At 35.8% G+C, this 17,623-nt stretch carries 14 protein-coding genes and 4 tRNA genes; all 18 read left to right on the forward strand.

Annotated elements, in window-relative coordinates:
* The first annotated feature begins 1 nt into the window (after position 1).
* The 18 genes from EKL98_RS04555 (at position 2) to rpoC (ending at position 17,622) form a co-directional block, all read left to right on the forward strand.
* Entirely contained in the window at positions 2–988 is a 987-nt protein-coding gene (locus EKL98_RS04555; protein WP_394343471.1) for a ComEA family DNA-binding protein, read from the forward strand.
* Positions 989–1,153: 165 nt separating this feature from the next.
* Complete coding sequence (locus EKL98_RS04560) at positions 1,154–2,323, forward strand: acyl-CoA dehydrogenase family protein (protein ID WP_126561657.1); 1,170 nt, start codon at positions 1,154–1,156, stop codon at positions 2,321–2,323.
* A 322-nt stretch (positions 2,324–2,645) separates the two neighbouring features.
* Positions 2,646–2,840, forward strand: coding sequence for a 30S ribosomal protein S21 (rpsU, locus tag EKL98_RS04565; RefSeq protein ID WP_035670421.1), 195 nt, complete (start codon positions 2,646–2,648; stop codon positions 2,838–2,840).
* Between the two features lie 68 nt (positions 2,841–2,908).
* The gene (locus tag EKL98_RS04570) at positions 2,909–3,805 is read left to right on the forward strand and encodes a tyrosine-type recombinase/integrase (RefSeq protein WP_126561658.1); all 897 of its coding nucleotides are present in this window, start codon (positions 2,909–2,911) and stop codon (positions 3,803–3,805) included.
* A gap of 31 nt (positions 3,806–3,836) precedes the next feature.
* Complete coding sequence (gene hpf / locus EKL98_RS04575; protein WP_126455885.1) at positions 3,837–4,139, forward strand: ribosome hibernation-promoting factor, HPF/YfiA family; 303 nt, start codon at positions 3,837–3,839, stop codon at positions 4,137–4,139.
* Between the two features lie 90 nt (positions 4,140–4,229).
* A tRNA-Thr gene (locus tag EKL98_RS04580) sits at positions 4,230–4,303 on the forward strand.
* A gap of 33 nt (positions 4,304–4,336) precedes the next feature.
* A tRNA-Tyr gene (locus EKL98_RS04585) sits at positions 4,337–4,417 on the forward strand.
* Between the two features lie 51 nt (positions 4,418–4,468).
* Positions 4,469–4,540: transfer RNA gene (locus EKL98_RS04590), tRNA-Thr, on the forward strand.
* A 53-nt stretch (positions 4,541–4,593) separates the two neighbouring features.
* The gene (gene tuf / locus EKL98_RS04595; protein ID WP_126455883.1) at positions 4,594–5,781 is read left to right on the forward strand and encodes an elongation factor Tu; all 1,188 of its coding nucleotides are present in this window, start codon (positions 4,594–4,596) and stop codon (positions 5,779–5,781) included.
* A gap of 66 nt (positions 5,782–5,847) precedes the next feature.
* Positions 5,848–5,918: transfer RNA gene (locus EKL98_RS04600), tRNA-Trp, on the forward strand.
* 17 nt (positions 5,919–5,935) lie between these two features.
* Entirely contained in the window at positions 5,936–6,133 is a 198-nt protein-coding gene (secE, locus tag EKL98_RS04605) for a preprotein translocase subunit SecE (RefSeq protein WP_126455881.1), read from the forward strand.
* A gap of 10 nt (positions 6,134–6,143) precedes the next feature.
* Positions 6,144–6,695 carry a transcription termination/antitermination protein NusG gene (gene nusG / locus EKL98_RS04610; RefSeq protein ID WP_126455879.1) on the forward strand — a complete coding sequence of 184 codons (552 nt, stop codon included), beginning with the start codon at positions 6,144–6,146 and terminating at the stop codon, positions 6,693–6,695.
* A 65-nt stretch (positions 6,696–6,760) separates the two neighbouring features.
* Positions 6,761–7,207 carry a 50S ribosomal protein L11 gene (gene rplK / locus EKL98_RS04615; RefSeq protein ID WP_126455877.1) on the forward strand — a complete coding sequence of 149 codons (447 nt, stop codon included), beginning with the start codon at positions 6,761–6,763 and terminating at the stop codon, positions 7,205–7,207.
* Positions 7,208–7,210: 3 nt separating this feature from the next.
* On the forward strand, positions 7,211–7,900 hold the full coding sequence (gene rplA / locus EKL98_RS04620; RefSeq protein ID WP_126455876.1) for a 50S ribosomal protein L1: 690 nt from the start codon (positions 7,211–7,213) through the stop codon (positions 7,898–7,900).
* 22 nt (positions 7,901–7,922) lie between these two features.
* Positions 7,923–8,435: a 50S ribosomal protein L10 gene (rplJ, locus tag EKL98_RS04625; protein WP_126455874.1), complete on the forward strand. Its 513-nt coding sequence runs from the start codon at positions 7,923–7,925 to the stop codon at positions 8,433–8,435.
* A gap of 92 nt (positions 8,436–8,527) precedes the next feature.
* Positions 8,528–8,896, forward strand: coding sequence for a 50S ribosomal protein L7/L12 (rplL, locus tag EKL98_RS04630; RefSeq protein WP_126561659.1), 369 nt, complete (start codon positions 8,528–8,530; stop codon positions 8,894–8,896).
* A 273-nt stretch (positions 8,897–9,169) separates the two neighbouring features.
* Complete coding sequence (gene rpoB / locus EKL98_RS04635) at positions 9,170–12,982, forward strand: DNA-directed RNA polymerase subunit beta (protein WP_126463126.1); 3,813 nt, start codon at positions 9,170–9,172, stop codon at positions 12,980–12,982.
* Positions 12,983–13,308: 326 nt separating this feature from the next.
* On the forward strand, positions 13,309–17,622 hold the full coding sequence (gene rpoC / locus EKL98_RS04640) for a DNA-directed RNA polymerase subunit beta' (protein ID WP_126561660.1): 4,314 nt from the start codon (positions 13,309–13,311) through the stop codon (positions 17,620–17,622).
* The last annotated feature ends 1 nt before the right edge of the window (position 17,623 follow it).

Below are 17,623 nucleotides of genomic sequence, written 5' to 3' on the forward strand. Positions count from 1 at the left end.
TTTGAAAAAAAATCTACAGAAAGCGAACGGTCTTGATTTAATTTATAAATTTAGAATTATTTTTAATGCTAGCAAATCGATACGTACCCCCATGAGTTTTAAAACGATTCTAACTTATTTTAAGTTCACTAAGGAGCAACGAACCGGTATTTTCTTTTTGTTTGTAATTAGTGTAGTCCTGCAGCTGGTTTATTTTTTTGTTGATTTTAGAGCGGTATCTAAAGTGTATCCTGAAAAACAAAAATGGCTTTCTCTTCAAACTGCAATGGATTCCCTTACTATGGAAGCTGCAAATAAAAAGCCCAATGTGTATCTTTTTAATCCCAATTTTATCACAGATTATAAAGGATATAGATTAGGAATGTCTCTTCAGGAAATTGATCGTTTGCTCGCTTTTAGAAAACAAAACAAATATGTAAATTCTCCTGAGGAGTTTCAAAACGTGACTAAAGTTTCAGACTCATTGTTAAATGTGCTAGCGCCTTATTTTAAATTCCCGGATTGGGTGCTTTCTAAAAGCCAGAAAACTAAATTTATAACTTATAAAAAGTATTCAAATCCAGCTTTCGCCAAAAAAGAAAAAATAGTAGTCATTGATATCAATAGGGCAACAAAAGAAGATTTGGTAAAAATTTATGGAATAGGTGAGGCCATTTCTATTCGCATTTTAAAACAAAAAGAAACGTTGGGCGGATTTGTTTCTATGGATCAAATGCAGGATATTTGGGGGTTGTCACCAGAAGTAATTGAGAATTTGAATACTCATTTTGAAGTTTTGGCGCTGCCTCAATTTAAAAAAATCAAGGTCAATACTGCTTCTTTAAAGGAGCTTTCTCAGTTTTATTATTTTAGGTATGCACTGGCCAGAGAAATTATAACCTATAGAAGCATGAAGGGGGATTTTAATAATATTGAGGATTTAATAAAAATTAAGGGATTTCCTGTTGATAAAGCAAAAATAATTGACTTATATTTGGACTTTAATTAGAAGTGTCAGATTTTAAGCCCCGGACAAGAGAATTGTATTGCCTTTTAAAATAGAGGTGTTACTTTTTTATTAGCGGATTATTTTTAATCGTTTAAAAACGAAATTTGAAATAGTACTGCTTTATTATGCTTCAATTAATACTATTTGTTAAGAAAAATATACTATATGAATTCAATTTATTTTACGGAAGAACACCATGCATTTAGAGAAAGTTTAAAAGATTTTCTGCAGAAAGAAGTTGTTCCGCATATCGAAAAGTGGGAAAAAACGGGTACAATAGAACGTTTTATTTGGGAAAAATTTGGCGAGATGGGGTACTTTGGTATTGCCTACCCAGAGGCTTATGGCGGTCTGAATCTCGATTTATTTTATACTGTTATTTTTCTCGAAGAATTGCAAAAAATTAAGTCATCAGGTTTTGCTGCTGCCATGTGGGCTCATGGGTATTTAGCGATGACCCATTTGAATGCTGAGGGTGACGAAAGGATAAAGCAAGATTACTTAGTGCCAAGTATCGCCGGAAAGAAAATAGGAGCTTTATGTATTTCAGAGCCTTTTGGGGGTAGTGATGTTGCGGGGATGCGCACTAATGCCGTAAAAAAAGGAGATAAATATATTATTAATGGTTCCAAAACATTTATTACAAACGGTGTTTATGCAGACTATTATATTGTTGCAGCAAAAACTAATCCTGAACTTGGAAACAAAGGGATTAGCATCTTTTTGATGGATACTGGTTTAAAAGGGATATCGGCTGTCAAACTAGATAAATTAGGTTGGAGAGCATCTGATACTGCTGAAATCGCCTTTGACAACGTAGAGATCCCAGCAGAAAACTTAATGGGTGAAGAAGGGAAAGGATTTCCTTACATCATGCAGCATTTTGCTTTGGAGCGTTTAATCATGGCGGTAAATGCACATGCTAGAGCTGAATATGCAATAGATTATACAATAGATTATATGTCGCATAGAGAGGCATTTGGAAAAAAAATAAGTAAGTTTCAAGCATTAAGACATACGCTTGTTGAGCATGCAACAGAGGTAGAACACTGTAAGGTGTTTAACTATGCTGCTGTCGCTCGTTTAGACAAAGGGGAATACGTCGTAAAAGAGTCCACTATGGCTAAGCTGAAATCTACAAAAGTTGCAGATGATACTATTTATAGTTGTTTACAAATGTTAGGTGGTTATGGGTATATGGAGGAGTATCCATTGGCACGTTTGTTTAGGGACAGTCGTTTAGGGCCAATAGGCGGAGGAACTTCAGAAATTCTTAAAGAGATTTTAGGAAAATTAATTATTGATAATCAAAATTATGTGCCAGCGGTAAAGTAGTTTAGACTTTGATTAGGTAGTTTCTGGAGCGAATAAGTTTTGCTTAACGGGATGCTTTAGATTCAATAAAGTGAGTATTTTGTAAAAAGAAGAGTCAATTTGTGTATTGACTCTTCTTTTTATGTCAAGGATAGTACTGCGAATTTTACCCCGATACCTCGCAATGAATAAGATTATAGCGAATAGCTGGCAGCACATGATAGCCTATTCGTGAAACGGAATTTGTTTTTTGCAAGCATGCTCAAATAAATTCACAATTAATGACTTCCAATTCAAAATAATGTTTACTTTTGCACACTTAAAGAAAGGGGGTGTCTATATTATGTTAATTATACCAATTAAAGACGGAGAAAATATCGATAGAGCATTAAAACGCTACAAAAGAAAATTTGATAAAACAGGAACTGTTCGTCAACTAAGAGCACGTACTGCTTTTATTAAGCCTTCAGTTACAAATAGAATCAAAATTCAAAAAGCGGCTTATATCCAAAATATGAGAGATAACTTAGAGAGTTAGTCAATATCTATTAAATAAAATACCGTTAGTCATCAAAATTGTATAACTTTGATGCTAACGGTTTTTTTATGACTACTAATAAAGACGCTTTTCGGGATTATCTACAGTTGGAGAAAAAATATTCTCCTCATACCCTAACGGCATATTGTGCGGATATTGTTTCTTTTGAATCATTCAACAAAATTCACTTTGAGGAGCAAGGCATAGAGCAGGCAGGGTATAGTCAAATCAGGAGTTGGATTGTAGTACTTGTGGATGATGGGGTCTCAAATGGCTCCGTTAATAGAAAAATAGCGTCTTTAAAAGCATTTTACAAATTCCTGTTGAAAACAAAGCAAATTCGGGTTAGTCCATTGTCAGGGCATAAAGCATTGAAGGCTTCGAGGGTTTTGCAGGTTCCTTTTTCTGAAAAGGAAGTTTTGAATGTTTTAGATCAAATGCAAAATACAATTGGATTTGAAGAAGTGAGGAATAAACTCATAATCGATTTGTTGTATACTACCGGAATGCGACGCGCAGAGCTGATTCAGCTTCAAATAGCAAATATTGACTTATCCAATAGTACAATTAAAGTATTGGGCAAGCGAAGTAAAGAACGAATCCTTCCTGTTTTGCCGGTACTGGCGGCTCAGTTTTGTTTGTACCTAAAGGAAAGAGCTTTGTTGGCAATAGTCGTTGATAATGCTTATTTTTTTCTCACAAAAAAAGGATTAAAATTAAATGATTCTTTTGTGTATCGGCTAATAAATTCTTACTTTAGTGGTGTGTCTGAGAAAGTAAAAAAAAGTCCACATATCCTGCGGCATACTTTTGCAACACATCTATTAAATAATGGTGCGGATTTAAATTCAGTAAAGGAATTGTTAGGGCATTCTAGTTTGGCTTCAACTCAAATTTATACCCATAGCAGTTTGTCAGAAATTAAAAATATTTATAAAGAGGCGCATCCTCGAGGACGTAAATGATTCGTAAAATGTTTAACTAAAAAAAATGATTATGAAGGTAAGTGTTCATGCAGTTAACTTTACTGTTGACAAAAAGCTAGTAGATTTTGTTCAAGAAAGAATGGACAAGTTAGAGAAATATTATGACAAGGTGGTGTCCGCCGATGTTTTTTTGAAAGTGGAGAAGACTAGTGATAAAGAAAATAAAATTGCTGAGGTAAAAATGAATGTTCCTGGGGATGATTTTTTAGTTAAAAAGCAATGTAAAACTTTTGAAGAAGCCTTAGAACTTTCTGCTGAATCTTTAGAACGATTATTGGTAAAAAGGAAAGAAAAAATAAGTTCGCATATTTAATATGATTTTTTTTTAAAAAAAGTTTTGATTGAGAGATAAAATCTATACATTTGCAGTCCGTTAGAAATAGCGGACTTTTTTTATTGATTCGCCAGCGTAGCTCAGTTGGCTAGAGCAGCTGATTTGTAATCAGCAGGTCGTGGGTTCGAGTCCCTCCGCCGGCTCAAGACTGTAAAGGTCTGGCAATATAAAAAGTAGGGGAGATACTCAAGCGGCCAACGAGGGCAGACTGTAAATCTGCTGTGTAAACTTCGCAGGTTCGAATCCTGCTCTCCCCACGATGAAAGTTTTAAATTAATTTAAAATGCAACATTTAAAATTAATTCTCTGCCGGTGTAGCTCAGGGGTAGAGTGCTTCCTTGGTAAGGAAGAGGTCTCGGGTTCAATTCCCGACATTGGCTCAAGTAAGTAGGAAATAGAAATTAATATATAACAAGATTTAAAATTAAGTAAAATGGCAAAGGAAAATTTTAACCGTAACAAGCCCCATTTAAACATTGGAACAATTGGGCATGTGGATCACGGAAAAACGACATTAACTGCGGCAATTACAAAAGTATTGTCTGATGCAGGGTATTGTCAAGCAAAATCATTTGATCAAATTGATAATGCTCCAGAAGAAAAAGAAAGAGGTATTACAATTAATACATCTCACGTTGAGTATGAAACTGCTAATCGTCACTACGCTCACGTTGACTGTCCAGGTCACGCGGATTACGTAAAGAACATGGTTACAGGTGCTGCTCAAATGGATGGTGCTATTCTTGTTGTAGCTGCTACTGATGGGCCAATGCCACAAACACGTGAGCATATCCTTTTAGGTCGCCAGGTAGGTATTCCTAGAATGGTTGTATTCATGAATAAAGTGGATATGGTTGATGATGAGGAATTACTTGAATTAGTTGAGATGGAAATCAGAGACTTGTTATCTTTCTATGAATATGATGGAGATAATGGTCCTGTTGTTCAGGGTTCAGCTTTAGGTGGATTGAATAATGATCCAGCTTGGGTACCAAAAATTCTTGAATTGATGGCAGCTGTAGATTCTTGGATCGAAGAGCCGGTAAGAGATGTTGCAAAACCTTTCTTGATGCCTGTTGAAGATGTGTTCTCAATCACTGGTCGTGGAACTGTTGCTACAGGTCGTATCGAAACAGGTGTTGCTAATACAGGAGATCCAGTTGAAATCATTGGTATGGGAGCTGAAAAATTGACTTCTACTATTACAGGAGTTGAGATGTTCCGTAAAATCCTTGATAGAGGTGAAGCTGGAGACAACGTAGGTATTCTTTTAAGAGGTATTCAAAAAGAAGACATCAAAAGAGGAATGGTTATCTGTAAGCCAGGTTCAGTTAAACCACATGCTACTTTTAAAGCTGAGGTTTATATCTTGAAAAAAGAAGAAGGTGGTCGTCACACACCATTTCACAATAACTACCGTCCACAGTTTTATGTACGTACAACGGATGTAACAGGGATCATTACTTTGCCTACAGGTGTAGAAATGGTTATGCCTGGGGATAACTTAACTATTGATGTTGTGTTGCTTAGTGCAATTGCATTAAGTGTTGGTTTACGTTTTGCTATCCGTGAAGGTGGTAGAACTGTAGGTGCAGGTCAGGTAACTGAAATTGTAGCATAATCCAAATAGGATAAAAAAGTATAAAGCCAGTAACTCCGTAAAGTTGTTACTGGCTTTTATTAACGAACGGGCGTAGTTCAAGGGTAGAATAGCGGTCTCCAAAACCGTTGATGGGGGTTCGAATCCCTCCGCCCGTGCAAAAAAATAAATCATAATGACAAAAGTTGTTAATTACATATCAGAGGCATTTGAGGAATTAAAGTCAAATGTAACTTGGCCGGTTTGGGCTGAGGTTCAGCGTCTAACGATTGTTGTGGCTGTTTTTTCAGTATTATTCGCTTTGGCAACTTGGGGAGTAGATGAAATTTTCGCAAAAGCTTTGGCTGGTTTTTTTAACTGGATAAAAGCATAATTTTTTTGTTATGGCAGATAATAATATTAAAAAGTGGTATGTCGTTAGGGCGGTAAGTGGTCAAGAAAATAAAGTGAAAGCTTATATCGAAACCGAAATCGCACGACTTGGGATGGGTGATTATGTGTCACAGGTTTTGGTTCCTACTGAAAAAGTAGTTACTGTAAAAGAGGGAAAAAAGATAATTAAAGATAAGGTTTATTTTCCAGGATACGTCATGATAGAGGCTAATCTGATTGGTGAAATACCTCATATTATTAAATCAATAACAAGTGTTATTGGTTTTTTAGGAGAGATTAAAGGAGGGGAACCTGTTCCTTTGAGAATTTCCGAAGTGAATCGAATGTTAGGTAAAGTAGATGAATTAGCGGTTAATACCGATACACGTTCTATTCCTTTCAATATTGGTGAGACGATTAAGGTTGTTGATGGTCCTTTTAATGGTTTTAACGGAACTGTGGAGAAAATTAATGAAGAAAAGCGTAAACTGGAAGTAATGGTGAAAATTTTCGGAAGAAAAACACCATTAGAATTGAGTTTTATGCAAGTTGAAAAAGTATAATTTTGTTACATCTATAATATCCATTGCAATCGCTTCCAAAGATTGTAGTGTTAAATTTTTAAAAAATGGCTAAAGAAATTAGTAAAGTAGTTAAACTACAAGTTAAGGGAGGTGCTGCGAATCCATCGCCACCGGTTGGACCTGCTTTAGGTGCTGCTGGTGTTAATATCATGGAGTTCTGTAAGCAATTTAATGCAAGAACTCAAGATAAAGCCGGCAAAGTTTGCCCTGTGCAAATTACAGTGTATAAAGACAAATCTTTTGATTTTGTTGTAAAAACACCACCTGCTGCTGTCCAATTATTGGAAGCTGCAAAGCTAAAATCTGGTTCAGGTGAACCTAATCGTAAAAAAGTAGCTAACGTTACTTGGGACGTAATTAGAACAATCGCCGAAGATAAAATGGTGGATTTGAATGCATTTACTATCGAATCTGCTATGAGCATGATCGCAGGAACGGCTAGATCTATGGGTATAACTGTAACTGGAGATTCTCCTCTAAAACAAGGGTAAGACATGGCAAAATTGACAAAAAAGCAAAAAGAGGCTGCTTCAAAAATTGAAAAGAACAAATTATATTCTCTTAAAGATGCTGCGGCATTAATAAAAGTTGTTGCTTCTGCAAAATTTGATGAGTCTATTGATATCGCAGTTCGTTTGGGTGTAGATCCAAGAAAAGCGAATCAAATGGTAAGAGGTGTAGTAACATTGCCTCATGGTACTGGTAAAGATGTTAAAGTATTAGCATTGGTTACTCCGGACAAAGAAGCGGAAGCTTTGGCAGCTGGTGCTGACTATGTAGGTCTTGATGACTATTTACAAAAGATAAAAGACGGTTGGACAGATGTTGATGTAATTATCACAATGCCTTCTGTTATGGGTAAATTAGGTCCATTAGGTCGTATTTTAGGACCTAGAGGTTTAATGCCTAACCCTAAAACAGGTACTGTAACTATGGATGTTGCAAAAGCTGTTCAAGAGGTAAAAGCTGGTAAAATTGACTTTAAAGTTGACAAAACTGGTATAGTGCATGCAGGAATTGGTAAAGTCTCTTTTGGAGCTGAACAAATTGTTGACAATGCTCACGAAATTATTCAAACATTAATCAAACTTAAACCAACTGCGGCTAAAGGAACTTACATCAAAAGTATTTACCTAACTAGCACTATGAGTCCTGCAATTGCATTGGATCCTAAGGCAGTATAATTGGTAGTTAAAAATTTTTAGTATGACTAGAGAAGAAAAATCAATCGCGATTGAAGTTTTAACTGCACAGTTAGCTGGTACAAATATTATTTATGTATCTGATATTTCTGGAATGAATGCAGAAGCAACTACGAACTTAAGAAGAGCTTGTTATAAAGCAGGTATAAAATTAGAAGTAGTTAAAAATACATTGCTTGCAAAAGCAATGGAAGCATCAGCTAATGATTATGGAGATTTACCTTCAGTTTTGACTGGTAATAGTGCTATATTCATTTCTGAGATAGCAAACGCTCCGGGTAAGATAATAAAAGATTTCAGAAAAAAATCAGCTAAACCGGTATTAAAGGGAGCTTATATCAACTCTGAAATTTATATTGGAGACGATCAATTAGATGCATTAGCAACTATTAAATCTAAAGAAGAGCTTATCGGCGAACTTATTGGATTATTGCAGTCACCAGCACAAAGAGTTATTTCTGCTCTTCAAAACCAATTTGCCAAAAGCGAAGAGGCAACAGAGGAAGTGGAGGCATAATGAAAGAAGAGTTTTACTCTAATTTTATTACATAAAACGCGCACAATAAATAAATTATATTTTTTACAAATCATTTTAAAACGATAGAAAAAATGGCAGATTTGAAACAATTCGCAGAACAATTGGTTAGCCTAACGGTAAAAGAAGTTAACGAATTAGCAACAATATTAAAAGATGAGTACGGAATCGAACCAGCTGCTGCAGCTGTAGTAGTTTCAGGTGGTGGCGAAGCTGCTGCTGAAGATGTTCAAACAGAATTTACAGTGGTTTTGAAAGCAGCAGGTGCTTCTAAATTAGCAGTTGTAAAATTAGTTAAAGAACTTACTGGTTTAGGTTTGAAAGAAGCTAAAGATGTAGTAGACAGCGCACCAAGCAATGTTAAAGAAGGTGTAACTAAAGATGAAGCAGAAGCGCTTAAAAAATCTTTGGAAGAAGCTGGAGCTGAGGTTGAACTTAAATAGTTCACTCTAGTTTTGAAAATAAGGTTTAGGTCTTGGAGTCATCCAAAGACCTAAACCATTTTTCGTATAACAAAAGGCTACGTTGTATTAGTACATACTAGTCTTTTAAAATAGATTCATTTTATCCATTACGAGGAAAAAAAATTAACAGATAATAAGAAAGTAGTTATCTTAAATTGGTTTTTAAAGATGTAATGGTTTAAAAAAAAAAGGTATAAATAAATTACTATTTATACAAAAAAATTACTTTTCTAATCAAAATTTTGTCCATTGATGATAACAAATCAAACTGAAAGATTGAATTTTGCCTCTACAAAAAATATTCCTGATTATCCAGATTTTCTAGATGTTCAGGTTAAATCGTTTAAGGATTTTTTTCAATTAGAAACTAAATCTGACGAAAGAGGCGACGAAGGGCTTTACAATACCTTCATGGAAAACTTCCCAATTACTGATACAAGAAATAACTTTGTATTAGAATTCCTTGATTATTTTGTAGATCCGCCACGTTACACAATTCAAGAATGTATAGAAAGAGGTCTTACGCATAGTGTACCCCTAAAAGCTAGGTTAAAACTATATTGTACAGATCCAGAACATGAAGATTTTGAGACTATTGTTCAGGATGTTTATCTTGGGACAATTCCATATATGACGCCAAGCGGTACTTTTGTTATTAATGGTGCTGAGCGTGTAGTTGTTTCTCAATTACACCGTTCTCCTGGTGTTTTCTTCGGGCAGTCATTTCATGCAAATGGAACAAAATTGTACTCTGCCAGAGTAATTCCTTTTAAGGGTTCTTGGATAGAATTTTCTACAGATATAAACAGCGTAATGTATGCTTATATTGACAGAAAGAAAAAATTACCTGTAACGACTTTATTCCGTGCAATTGGATTCGAAAGAGATAAGGATATCCTAGAGATTTTCGATCTTGCTGAGGAAATTAAAGTTTCTAAAACAGGACTTAAAAAATATATCGGTAGAAAATTAGCTGCTCGTGTATTGAATACATGGCATGAGGATTTTGTAGATGAGGATACTGGTGAAGTAGTTTCTATTGAACGTAACGAAATAATTCTTGATAGAGACACTATTATCGACAAAGATAATGTGGAAGAAATCATTGATTCTAACGTTAAATCTATTTTGCTTCACAAAGAAGATGCTAATCAAGGAGATTATGCGATTATTCATAACACGTTGCAAAAAGATCCAACAAACTCTGAAAAAGAGGCTGTTGAGCATATCTATAGACAATTGCGTAATGCTGAACCGCCTGATGAAGAAACGGCTCGTGGTATTATCGATAAATTATTCTTTTCTGATCAACGGTACAACTTAGGTGAAGTAGGTCGTTATAGAATAAATAAAAAATTAGGGTTGGATACTCCAATGGAAAAGCAAGTCTTGACCAAAGAAGATATCATAACGATTGTTAAATATTTGATTGAATTAATTAACTCTAAAGCAGAGATTGATGATATTGATCACTTATCAAACCGTCGTGTACGAACAGTTGGAGAACAAATGTCACAACAGTTTGGTGTTGGTTTGGCGCGTATGGCCAGAACCATTAGAGAGCGAATGAACGTTAGGGATAACGAGGTGTTTACACCGATAGATTTGATTAATGCTAAAACATTATCCTCTGTTATCAACTCTTTCTTTGGTACAAACCAGTTGTCTCAGTTTATGGATCAAACGAATCCATTAGCCGAGATTACGCACAAAAGAAGATTATCTGCACTTGGACCAGGTGGACTTTCGAGAGAAAGAGCCGGATTTGAGGTACGTGATGTTCACTATACGCATTATGGACGTTTATGTCCAATTGAAACTCCTGAGGGACCAAACATTGGTTTGATATCTTCTCTTGGTGTTTATGCTAAAGTAAACGGAATGGGTTTCATTGAGACTCCATACCGTAAAGTAACTAACGGAGTCGTAGATCTAGTGTCTACTCCTGTTTACTTGAGTGCAGAAGAAGAAGAAGGAATGATGATTGCTCAGGCAAACATAGAAATGGATGCAGTAGGTAAGATTATCGCTGAAAATGTAATTGCCCGTCAGGAAGGTGATTTTCCAGTAATTGAGCCTTCAAAAGTGGATTATACGGATGTTGCTCCAAATCAAATTGCTTCTATTTCAGCCTCTTTGATTCCTTTCTTAGAACATGATGATGCGAATAGAGCCTTGATGGGATCTAACATGATGCGTCAGGCCGTACCATTAATTCGTCCTGAAGCTCCTATTGTTGGAACTGGTTTAGAGCGTCAAGTTGCTTCGGATTCCAGAGTTTTAATTAACGCTGAAGGAGATGGAACTGTTGAATATGTGGATGCTAATATTATCACAATCAAATACGATCGTTCTGAAGAAGAAAGAATGGTGAGTTTTGAGTCAGATGAGAAAACATACAATCTAATTAAATTTAGAAAAACCAATCAAGGTACTAGTATCAACTTGAAACCTATCGTAAGAAGAGGCGACAGAGTTGTTCTTGGTCAAGTATTGTCAGAAGGTTATGCCACTCAAAATGGAGAACTTGCTTTAGGTCGTAACCTAAAAGTAGCGTTTATGCCATGGAAAGGGTACAACTTTGAGGATGCGATTGTAATTTCTGAAAAAGTAGTTCGTGACGATATTTTTACCTCTATTCACGTGGATGATTATTCATTAGAAGTTAGAGATACTAAATTAGGTAACGAAGAATTGACGAACGATATACCGAACGTTTCTGAAGAAGCTACTAAAGATTTAGATGAAAATGGTATGATCAGAATTGGAGCCGAGGTTAAACCTGGTGACATTCTTATCGGAAAAATTACTCCAAAAGGAGAATCAGATCCTACTCCGGAAGAGAAATTGCTTCGTGCAATCTTTGGGGATAAAGCAGGGGATGTAAAAGATGCTTCATTAAAAGCCTCTCCTTCTTTACATGGTGTTGTTTTAGACAAAAAACTGTTTGCAAGAGCAGTAAAAGATAAACGTAAACGTACGCAAGATAAAGATGCTTTAGGAGCACTTGAAATGGAGTTTGAAGTTAAATTTGTTGAATTAAAAGACAAATTAGTGGAAAAACTTTTCTTGATCGTAAACGGAAAAACATCTCAAGGGGTAATGAATGATTTGGGTGAAGAAGTTTTACCAAAAGGTAAAAAATACACTCAAAAAATGCTTTATGCTGTTGAAGATTTTGCTCACTTAAGTAAAGGTCAATGGGTTGCTGATGATGCAACTAATAAAATGGTGAATGATTTAATTCATAACTATAAAATTAAGTTGAACGATTTACAAGGTGCTTTACGTAGAGAGAAATTTACTATTACTGTTGGAGATGAATTGCCAGCAGGAATCTTGAAATTAGCGAAAGTATATATTGCCAAAAAACGTAAGTTGAAAGTTGGGGATAAAATGGCGGGACGTCACGGTAACAAAGGTATTGTTGCTCGTATCGTTCGTCATGAAGACATGCCTTTCCTTGAAGATGGAACGCCAGTTGATATCGTGTTGAACCCACTTGGTGTACCTTCACGTATGAACATTGGTCAAATTTATGAAACAGTTCTTGGTTGGGCGGGACAAAACTTGGGTAGAAAATTTGCTACACCAATTTTTGACGGAGCAACCCTTGATCAAATCAATGAATTGACGGATGAAGCTGGAATACCACGTTTTGGACATACATATTTATATGATGGTGGTACAGGAGAACGTTTCCATCAAGCTGCAACAGTAGGAGTTATCTACATGTTGAAACTTGGACACATGGTTGACGATAAAATGCACGCACGTTCTATAGGTCCGTACTCATTGATTACGCAACAACCACTTGGAGGTAAAGCTCAATTTGGAGGACAGCGTTTTGGAGAGATGGAAGTTTGGGCACTTGAGGCTTATGGAGCATCAAGTACACTTAGAGAAATCTTGACTGTGAAGTCTGATGATGTTATCGGTAGAGCAAAAACGTATGAAGCAATCGTAAAAGGTGAATCTATGCCAGAACCAGGATTACCGGAATCATTCAATGTATTGATGCATGAATTGAAAGGTCTTGGACTTGACATTCGTCTAGAAGAATAGAAGTTTAGTATTCAGTGTTCAGTATTTAGTAATCAGTGATAAACTGAACACTAAATTCTGAATACTGAACACTTTTTTAAAAGAGTTTTTAGGATTTATACCCGTAACCCGTTCCGATTTTTTATTTAAACCCAATTGGTTTTATAAATAGCACTTCAAAATTTTTATTTGAAGTTTAGAGAAGTAATTCGAGGTAATGTTTAAGTCTAAAGTTTGAAAGTCTAAAAGTCTAAAGTCATCCGTGGCTTTAAAAACTTTATGACATTTGACTTTAAGACTGAAATAAAATTAATTTTTTAATTGCAAATAAATCAATAGTAAAAACTATGATGAATAATAGAAATAATAACAATAAAGATAAAAACCCTGTAAAAAGGTTTAATAAAATCTCCATAGGACTTGCTTCTCCTGAATCGATCTTGAAAGAATCAAGAGGTGAAGTATTGAAACCTGAAACTATCAATTATAGAACGCACAAACCGGAGCGTGATGGTCTTTTCTGTGAACGTATTTTTGGACCAGTAAAAGATTTTGAATGTGCTTGTGGTAAGTATAAAAGAATTCGCTACAAAGGAATCATCTGTGACCGTTGTGGTGTAGAAGTAACGGAGAAAAAAGTACGTAGAGACAGAGTAGGTCACATCAATCTGGTTGTGCCTATTGCTCATATCTGGTATTTCCGTTCTCTTCCAAACAAAATTGGTTATATCCTTGGACTTCCATCTAAGAAATTAGATATGATTATTTACTACGAAAGATACGTAGTAATCCAAGCAGGTATCGCTAAAAATGCAGAAGGTGAATCAGTACAAAGATTAGACTTTTTGACAGAAGAAGAATATTTAAATATTTTAGATACGCTTCCTGCTGACAACCAATATCTTGATGATTTTGATCCTAATAAATTTGTTGCCAAAATGGGAGCAGAATGTATTATGGACTTATTGGCAAGAATTGATTTAGATCAATTGTCTTACCAATTAAGACACAATGCTAACAATGAAACGTCTAAACAACGTAAAACAGAAGCATTAAAAAGATTACAAGTTGTGGAATCTTTCCGTGAGTCTAACTTGAACCGTGAGAACCGTCCGGAATGGATGATTATGAAAGTGGTACCCGTTATTCCACCAGAATTACGTCCGCTTGTGCCACTTGATGGAGGTCGTTTTGCAACTTCAGATTTGAATGATTTATACCGTCGTGTAATTATACGTAACAACCGTTTGAAAAGATTAATGGAGATTAAAGCTCCAGAAGTTATTTTAAGAAACGAGAAACGTATGTTGCAGGAATCGGTAGATTCACTTTTTGACAATACGCGTAAAGCATCTGCAGTAAAAACAGAATCAAACCGTCCATTGAAATCACTTTCGGATTCCCTAAAAGGAAAACAAGGTCGTTTCCGTCAAAACTTACTAGGTAAACGTGTGGATTATTCTGCTCGTTCTGTAATTGTTGTTGGACCAGAATTGAAATTGTCTGAATGTGGTATCCCTAAAGATATGGCAGCTGAATTATACAAACCTTTCGTTATCCGTAAATTGATAGAAAGAGGAATTGTAAAAACGGTTAAATCAGCTAAGAAAATAATAGATAAGAAAGAGCCTGTAGTTTGGGATATCCTTGAAAATGTGATCAAAGGGCACCCAATATTACTGAATCGTGCTCCTACTTTGCACCGTTTAGGTATCCAAGCATTCCAACCAAAATTAATTGAAGGAAAAGCAATCCAATTGCACCCTTTAGTATGTACTGCATTTAATGCGGATTTTGATGGGGATCAAATGGCAGTTCACTTGCCATTAGGACCTGAAGCTATTTTGGAAGCGCAACTATTAATGTTGGGTTCTCACAATATCTTGAATCCTGCAAATGGTGCTCCAATTACGGTACCTTCTCAGGATATGGTTTTGGGTCTGTATTATATGACCAAAGAACGTTTATCTACTCCTGAGCTTAAAATTTTAGGTGAAGGGATCACTTTTTATTCTGCGGAAGAAGTAAATATTGCTTTGAATGAAGGCAGATTAGAATTGAATGCTTCAGTGAAAATTAGAGCAAAACATTTTAATGAAGCAGGAGAATTAGTTTTCCAAATTATTAAAACTACTGCAGGCCGTGTATTATTTAATGAAGTAGTACCAGAAGCTGCAGGATATATCAATGATGTATTGACTAAGAAAAACCTTAGAGATATTATCGGACACGTTTTAAGCGCTACCGATGTACCTACAACTGCGGTCTTCTTAGATAATATGAAAGACATGGGATACAAATTTGCCTTCAAAGGTGGTTTGTCATTCTCTCTTGGTGATATTAGAATTCCGGATCAAAAACCTAAATTAATTGCAGATGCCAGAGAACAAGTTCAAGGTATTTCTGCTAATTATAATATGGGTTTGATTACTAATAACGAACGGTACAACCAAGTTATTGATGTATGGACTTCTGCGAATGCACAATTGACAGAGCTTGCAATGAAAAACATTAGAGAAGACCAACAAGGTTTCAACTCGGTGTATATGATGCTTGATTCTGGAGCAAGGGGTTCCAAAGAACAAATTCGTCAGTTAACCGGTATGCGTGGTTTGATGGCTAAGCCAAAAAAATCTACTGCTGGTGGTGGTGAAATTATTGAAAACCCTATTCTTTCTAACTTTAAAGAAGGTCTTTCGATCCTTGAGTATTTTATTTCTACTCACGGTGCGCGTAAAGGTCTTGCGGATACGGCTTTGAAAACAGCCGATGCAGGATATTTAACAAGAAGATTGCATGATGTATCCCAAGATGTTATTGTAAACATCGAAGACTGTGGTACATTAAGAGGTGTTGAAGTTTCAGCATTGAAGAAAAATGAAGAAATTGTAGAATCACTTGGAGAAAGAATTTTAGGGCGTGTCGCTTTACAAGACTTAATCAACCCTTTGACCAGTGAGATTTTAGTTCATTCTGGGGAGCAAATCACAGAGGTTATCATGAAAGCAATTGATGCTTCTCCTATCGAGAAAGTAGAAGTGCGTTCTCCGTTAACTTGTGAAGCGCTAAAAGGTATTTGTGCCAAATGTTACGGTAGAAATCTTGCTACCGGAAAAATGACACAAAGAGGGGAAGCTGTTGGTGTAATTGCAGCACAATCTATTGGAGAACCTGGAACACAGTTAACATTACGTACTTTCCACGTTGGAGGGGTTGCGGGTGGTATTTCTGAAGAGTCTAGTATCGTTACTAAATTTAACGGTAAACTGGAAATTGAAGATTTAAAAACTGTTAAAGGAGAAGATAGTGAAGGTAATGCAGTGGATATTGTAGTATCTCGTTCTTCTGAATTGAAATTAATCGATGAAAGAACAGGTATTTTATTAAGTACAAATAATATTCCTTACGGTTCAAGTATTTTCGTTAAAGACGGCCAGTCTGTTGTTAAAGGAGATGTGATCTGTAAATGGGATCCTTATAATGGGGTTATCGTATCTGAGTTTACCGGTAAGATTGCTTATGAAGAATTAGAGCAAGGTCAATCATTTATGGTTGAAATTGATGAGCAAACTGGTTTCCAAGAAAAGGTAATTTCTGAATCCAGAGCTAAAAAATTAATTCCTACTTTATTGGTTTACGGTAAAGACAATGAATTGATTCGTTCGTATAACTTACCTGTTGGAGCCCACTTGATGGTTGAAAATGGTGAGAAAATTAAAGCCGGTAAAGTGTTGGTGAAAATTCCGCGTCGTTCTTCTAAATCAGGAGATATTACAGGAGGTTTGCCTAGAATTACTGAGTTGTTAGAAGCTCGTAATCCTTCAAACCCAGCAGTTGTTTCTGAAATTGATGGTGTTGTTTCTTTTGGAAAAATCAAAAGAGGAAACCGTGAGGTAGTTATCGAATCTAAATTTGGTGACATTAGAAAATACTTGGTTAAATTATCAAGCCAAATTCTAGTTCAGGAAAATGACTTTGTAAGAGCAGGTGTACCGTTGTCAGATGGTGCTATTACTCCGGATGATATTTTAAGAATCCAAGGGCCAGCCGCTGTTCAACAGTATTTGGTTAACGAAATTCAAGAAGTATACCGTTTGCAAGGGGTGAAAATTAACGACAAGCACTTTGAAGTAGTAATACGTCAGATGATGCGTAAGGTAAGAGTGCAAGATCCAGGTGACACGTTGTTCTTAGAAGATCAATTAATTCATACAAAAGACTTTATCTTTCAAAATGATAAATTATATGGTATGAAAGTCGTGGAAGATGCTGGCGATTCTGGCGCTTTGAAAGAAGGACAAATTATTACGCCTCGTGAGTTGCGCGATGAAAATTCTCTTTTGAAACGTACCGATAAAAATCTTGTTGTGGCTCGTGATGTCGTTACTGCAACTGCAACACCAGTCTTACAAGGTATTACAAGAGCCTCTCTTCAAACCAAATCATTTATATCAGCGGCTTCTTTCCAAGAAACGACTAAAGTATTGAACGAAGCTGCTGTTGCAGGTAAAATCGATTACTTAGAAGGATTGAAAGAAAATGTAATTGTTGGACATAGAATCCCTGCCGGAACGGGTATGAGAGAATATGACAATACAATTGTAGGTTCAAAAGAAGATTACAACGATATGATGGCTAATAAAGAAGAATATATTTATTAAG

This window comes from Flavobacterium bomense (assembly GCF_003970355.1).

What these genes read in the sequence shown, in the direction of transcription:
- EKL98_RS04560 (WP_126561657.1), top strand. Translation starts at nt 1,154, where the DNA reads ATGAATTCAATTTATTTTACGGAAGAACACCATGCATTTAGAGAAAGT.
- rpsU (WP_035670421.1), top strand. Translation starts at nt 2,646, where the DNA reads ATGTTAATTATACCAATTAAAGACGGAGAAAATATCGATAGAGCATTA.
- EKL98_RS04570 (WP_126561658.1), top strand. Translation starts at nt 2,909, where the DNA reads ATGACTACTAATAAAGACGCTTTTCGGGATTATCTACAGTTGGAGAAA.
- hpf (WP_126455885.1), top strand. Translation starts at nt 3,837, where the DNA reads ATGAAGGTAAGTGTTCATGCAGTTAACTTTACTGTTGACAAAAAGCTA.
- tuf (WP_126455883.1), top strand. Translation starts at nt 4,594, where the DNA reads ATGGCAAAGGAAAATTTTAACCGTAACAAGCCCCATTTAAACATTGGA.
- secE (WP_126455881.1), top strand. Translation starts at nt 5,936, where the DNA reads ATGACAAAAGTTGTTAATTACATATCAGAGGCATTTGAGGAATTAAAG.
- nusG (WP_126455879.1), top strand. Translation starts at nt 6,144, where the DNA reads ATGGCAGATAATAATATTAAAAAGTGGTATGTCGTTAGGGCGGTAAGT.
- rplK (WP_126455877.1), top strand. Translation starts at nt 6,761, where the DNA reads ATGGCTAAAGAAATTAGTAAAGTAGTTAAACTACAAGTTAAGGGAGGT.
- rplA (WP_126455876.1), top strand. Translation starts at nt 7,211, where the DNA reads ATGGCAAAATTGACAAAAAAGCAAAAAGAGGCTGCTTCAAAAATTGAA.
- rplJ (WP_126455874.1), top strand. Translation starts at nt 7,923, where the DNA reads ATGACTAGAGAAGAAAAATCAATCGCGATTGAAGTTTTAACTGCACAG.
- rplL (WP_126561659.1), top strand. Translation starts at nt 8,528, where the DNA reads ATGGCAGATTTGAAACAATTCGCAGAACAATTGGTTAGCCTAACGGTA.
- rpoB (WP_126463126.1), top strand. Translation starts at nt 9,170, where the DNA reads ATGATAACAAATCAAACTGAAAGATTGAATTTTGCCTCTACAAAAAAT.
- rpoC (WP_126561660.1), top strand. Translation starts at nt 13,309, where the DNA reads ATGATGAATAATAGAAATAATAACAATAAAGATAAAAACCCTGTAAAA.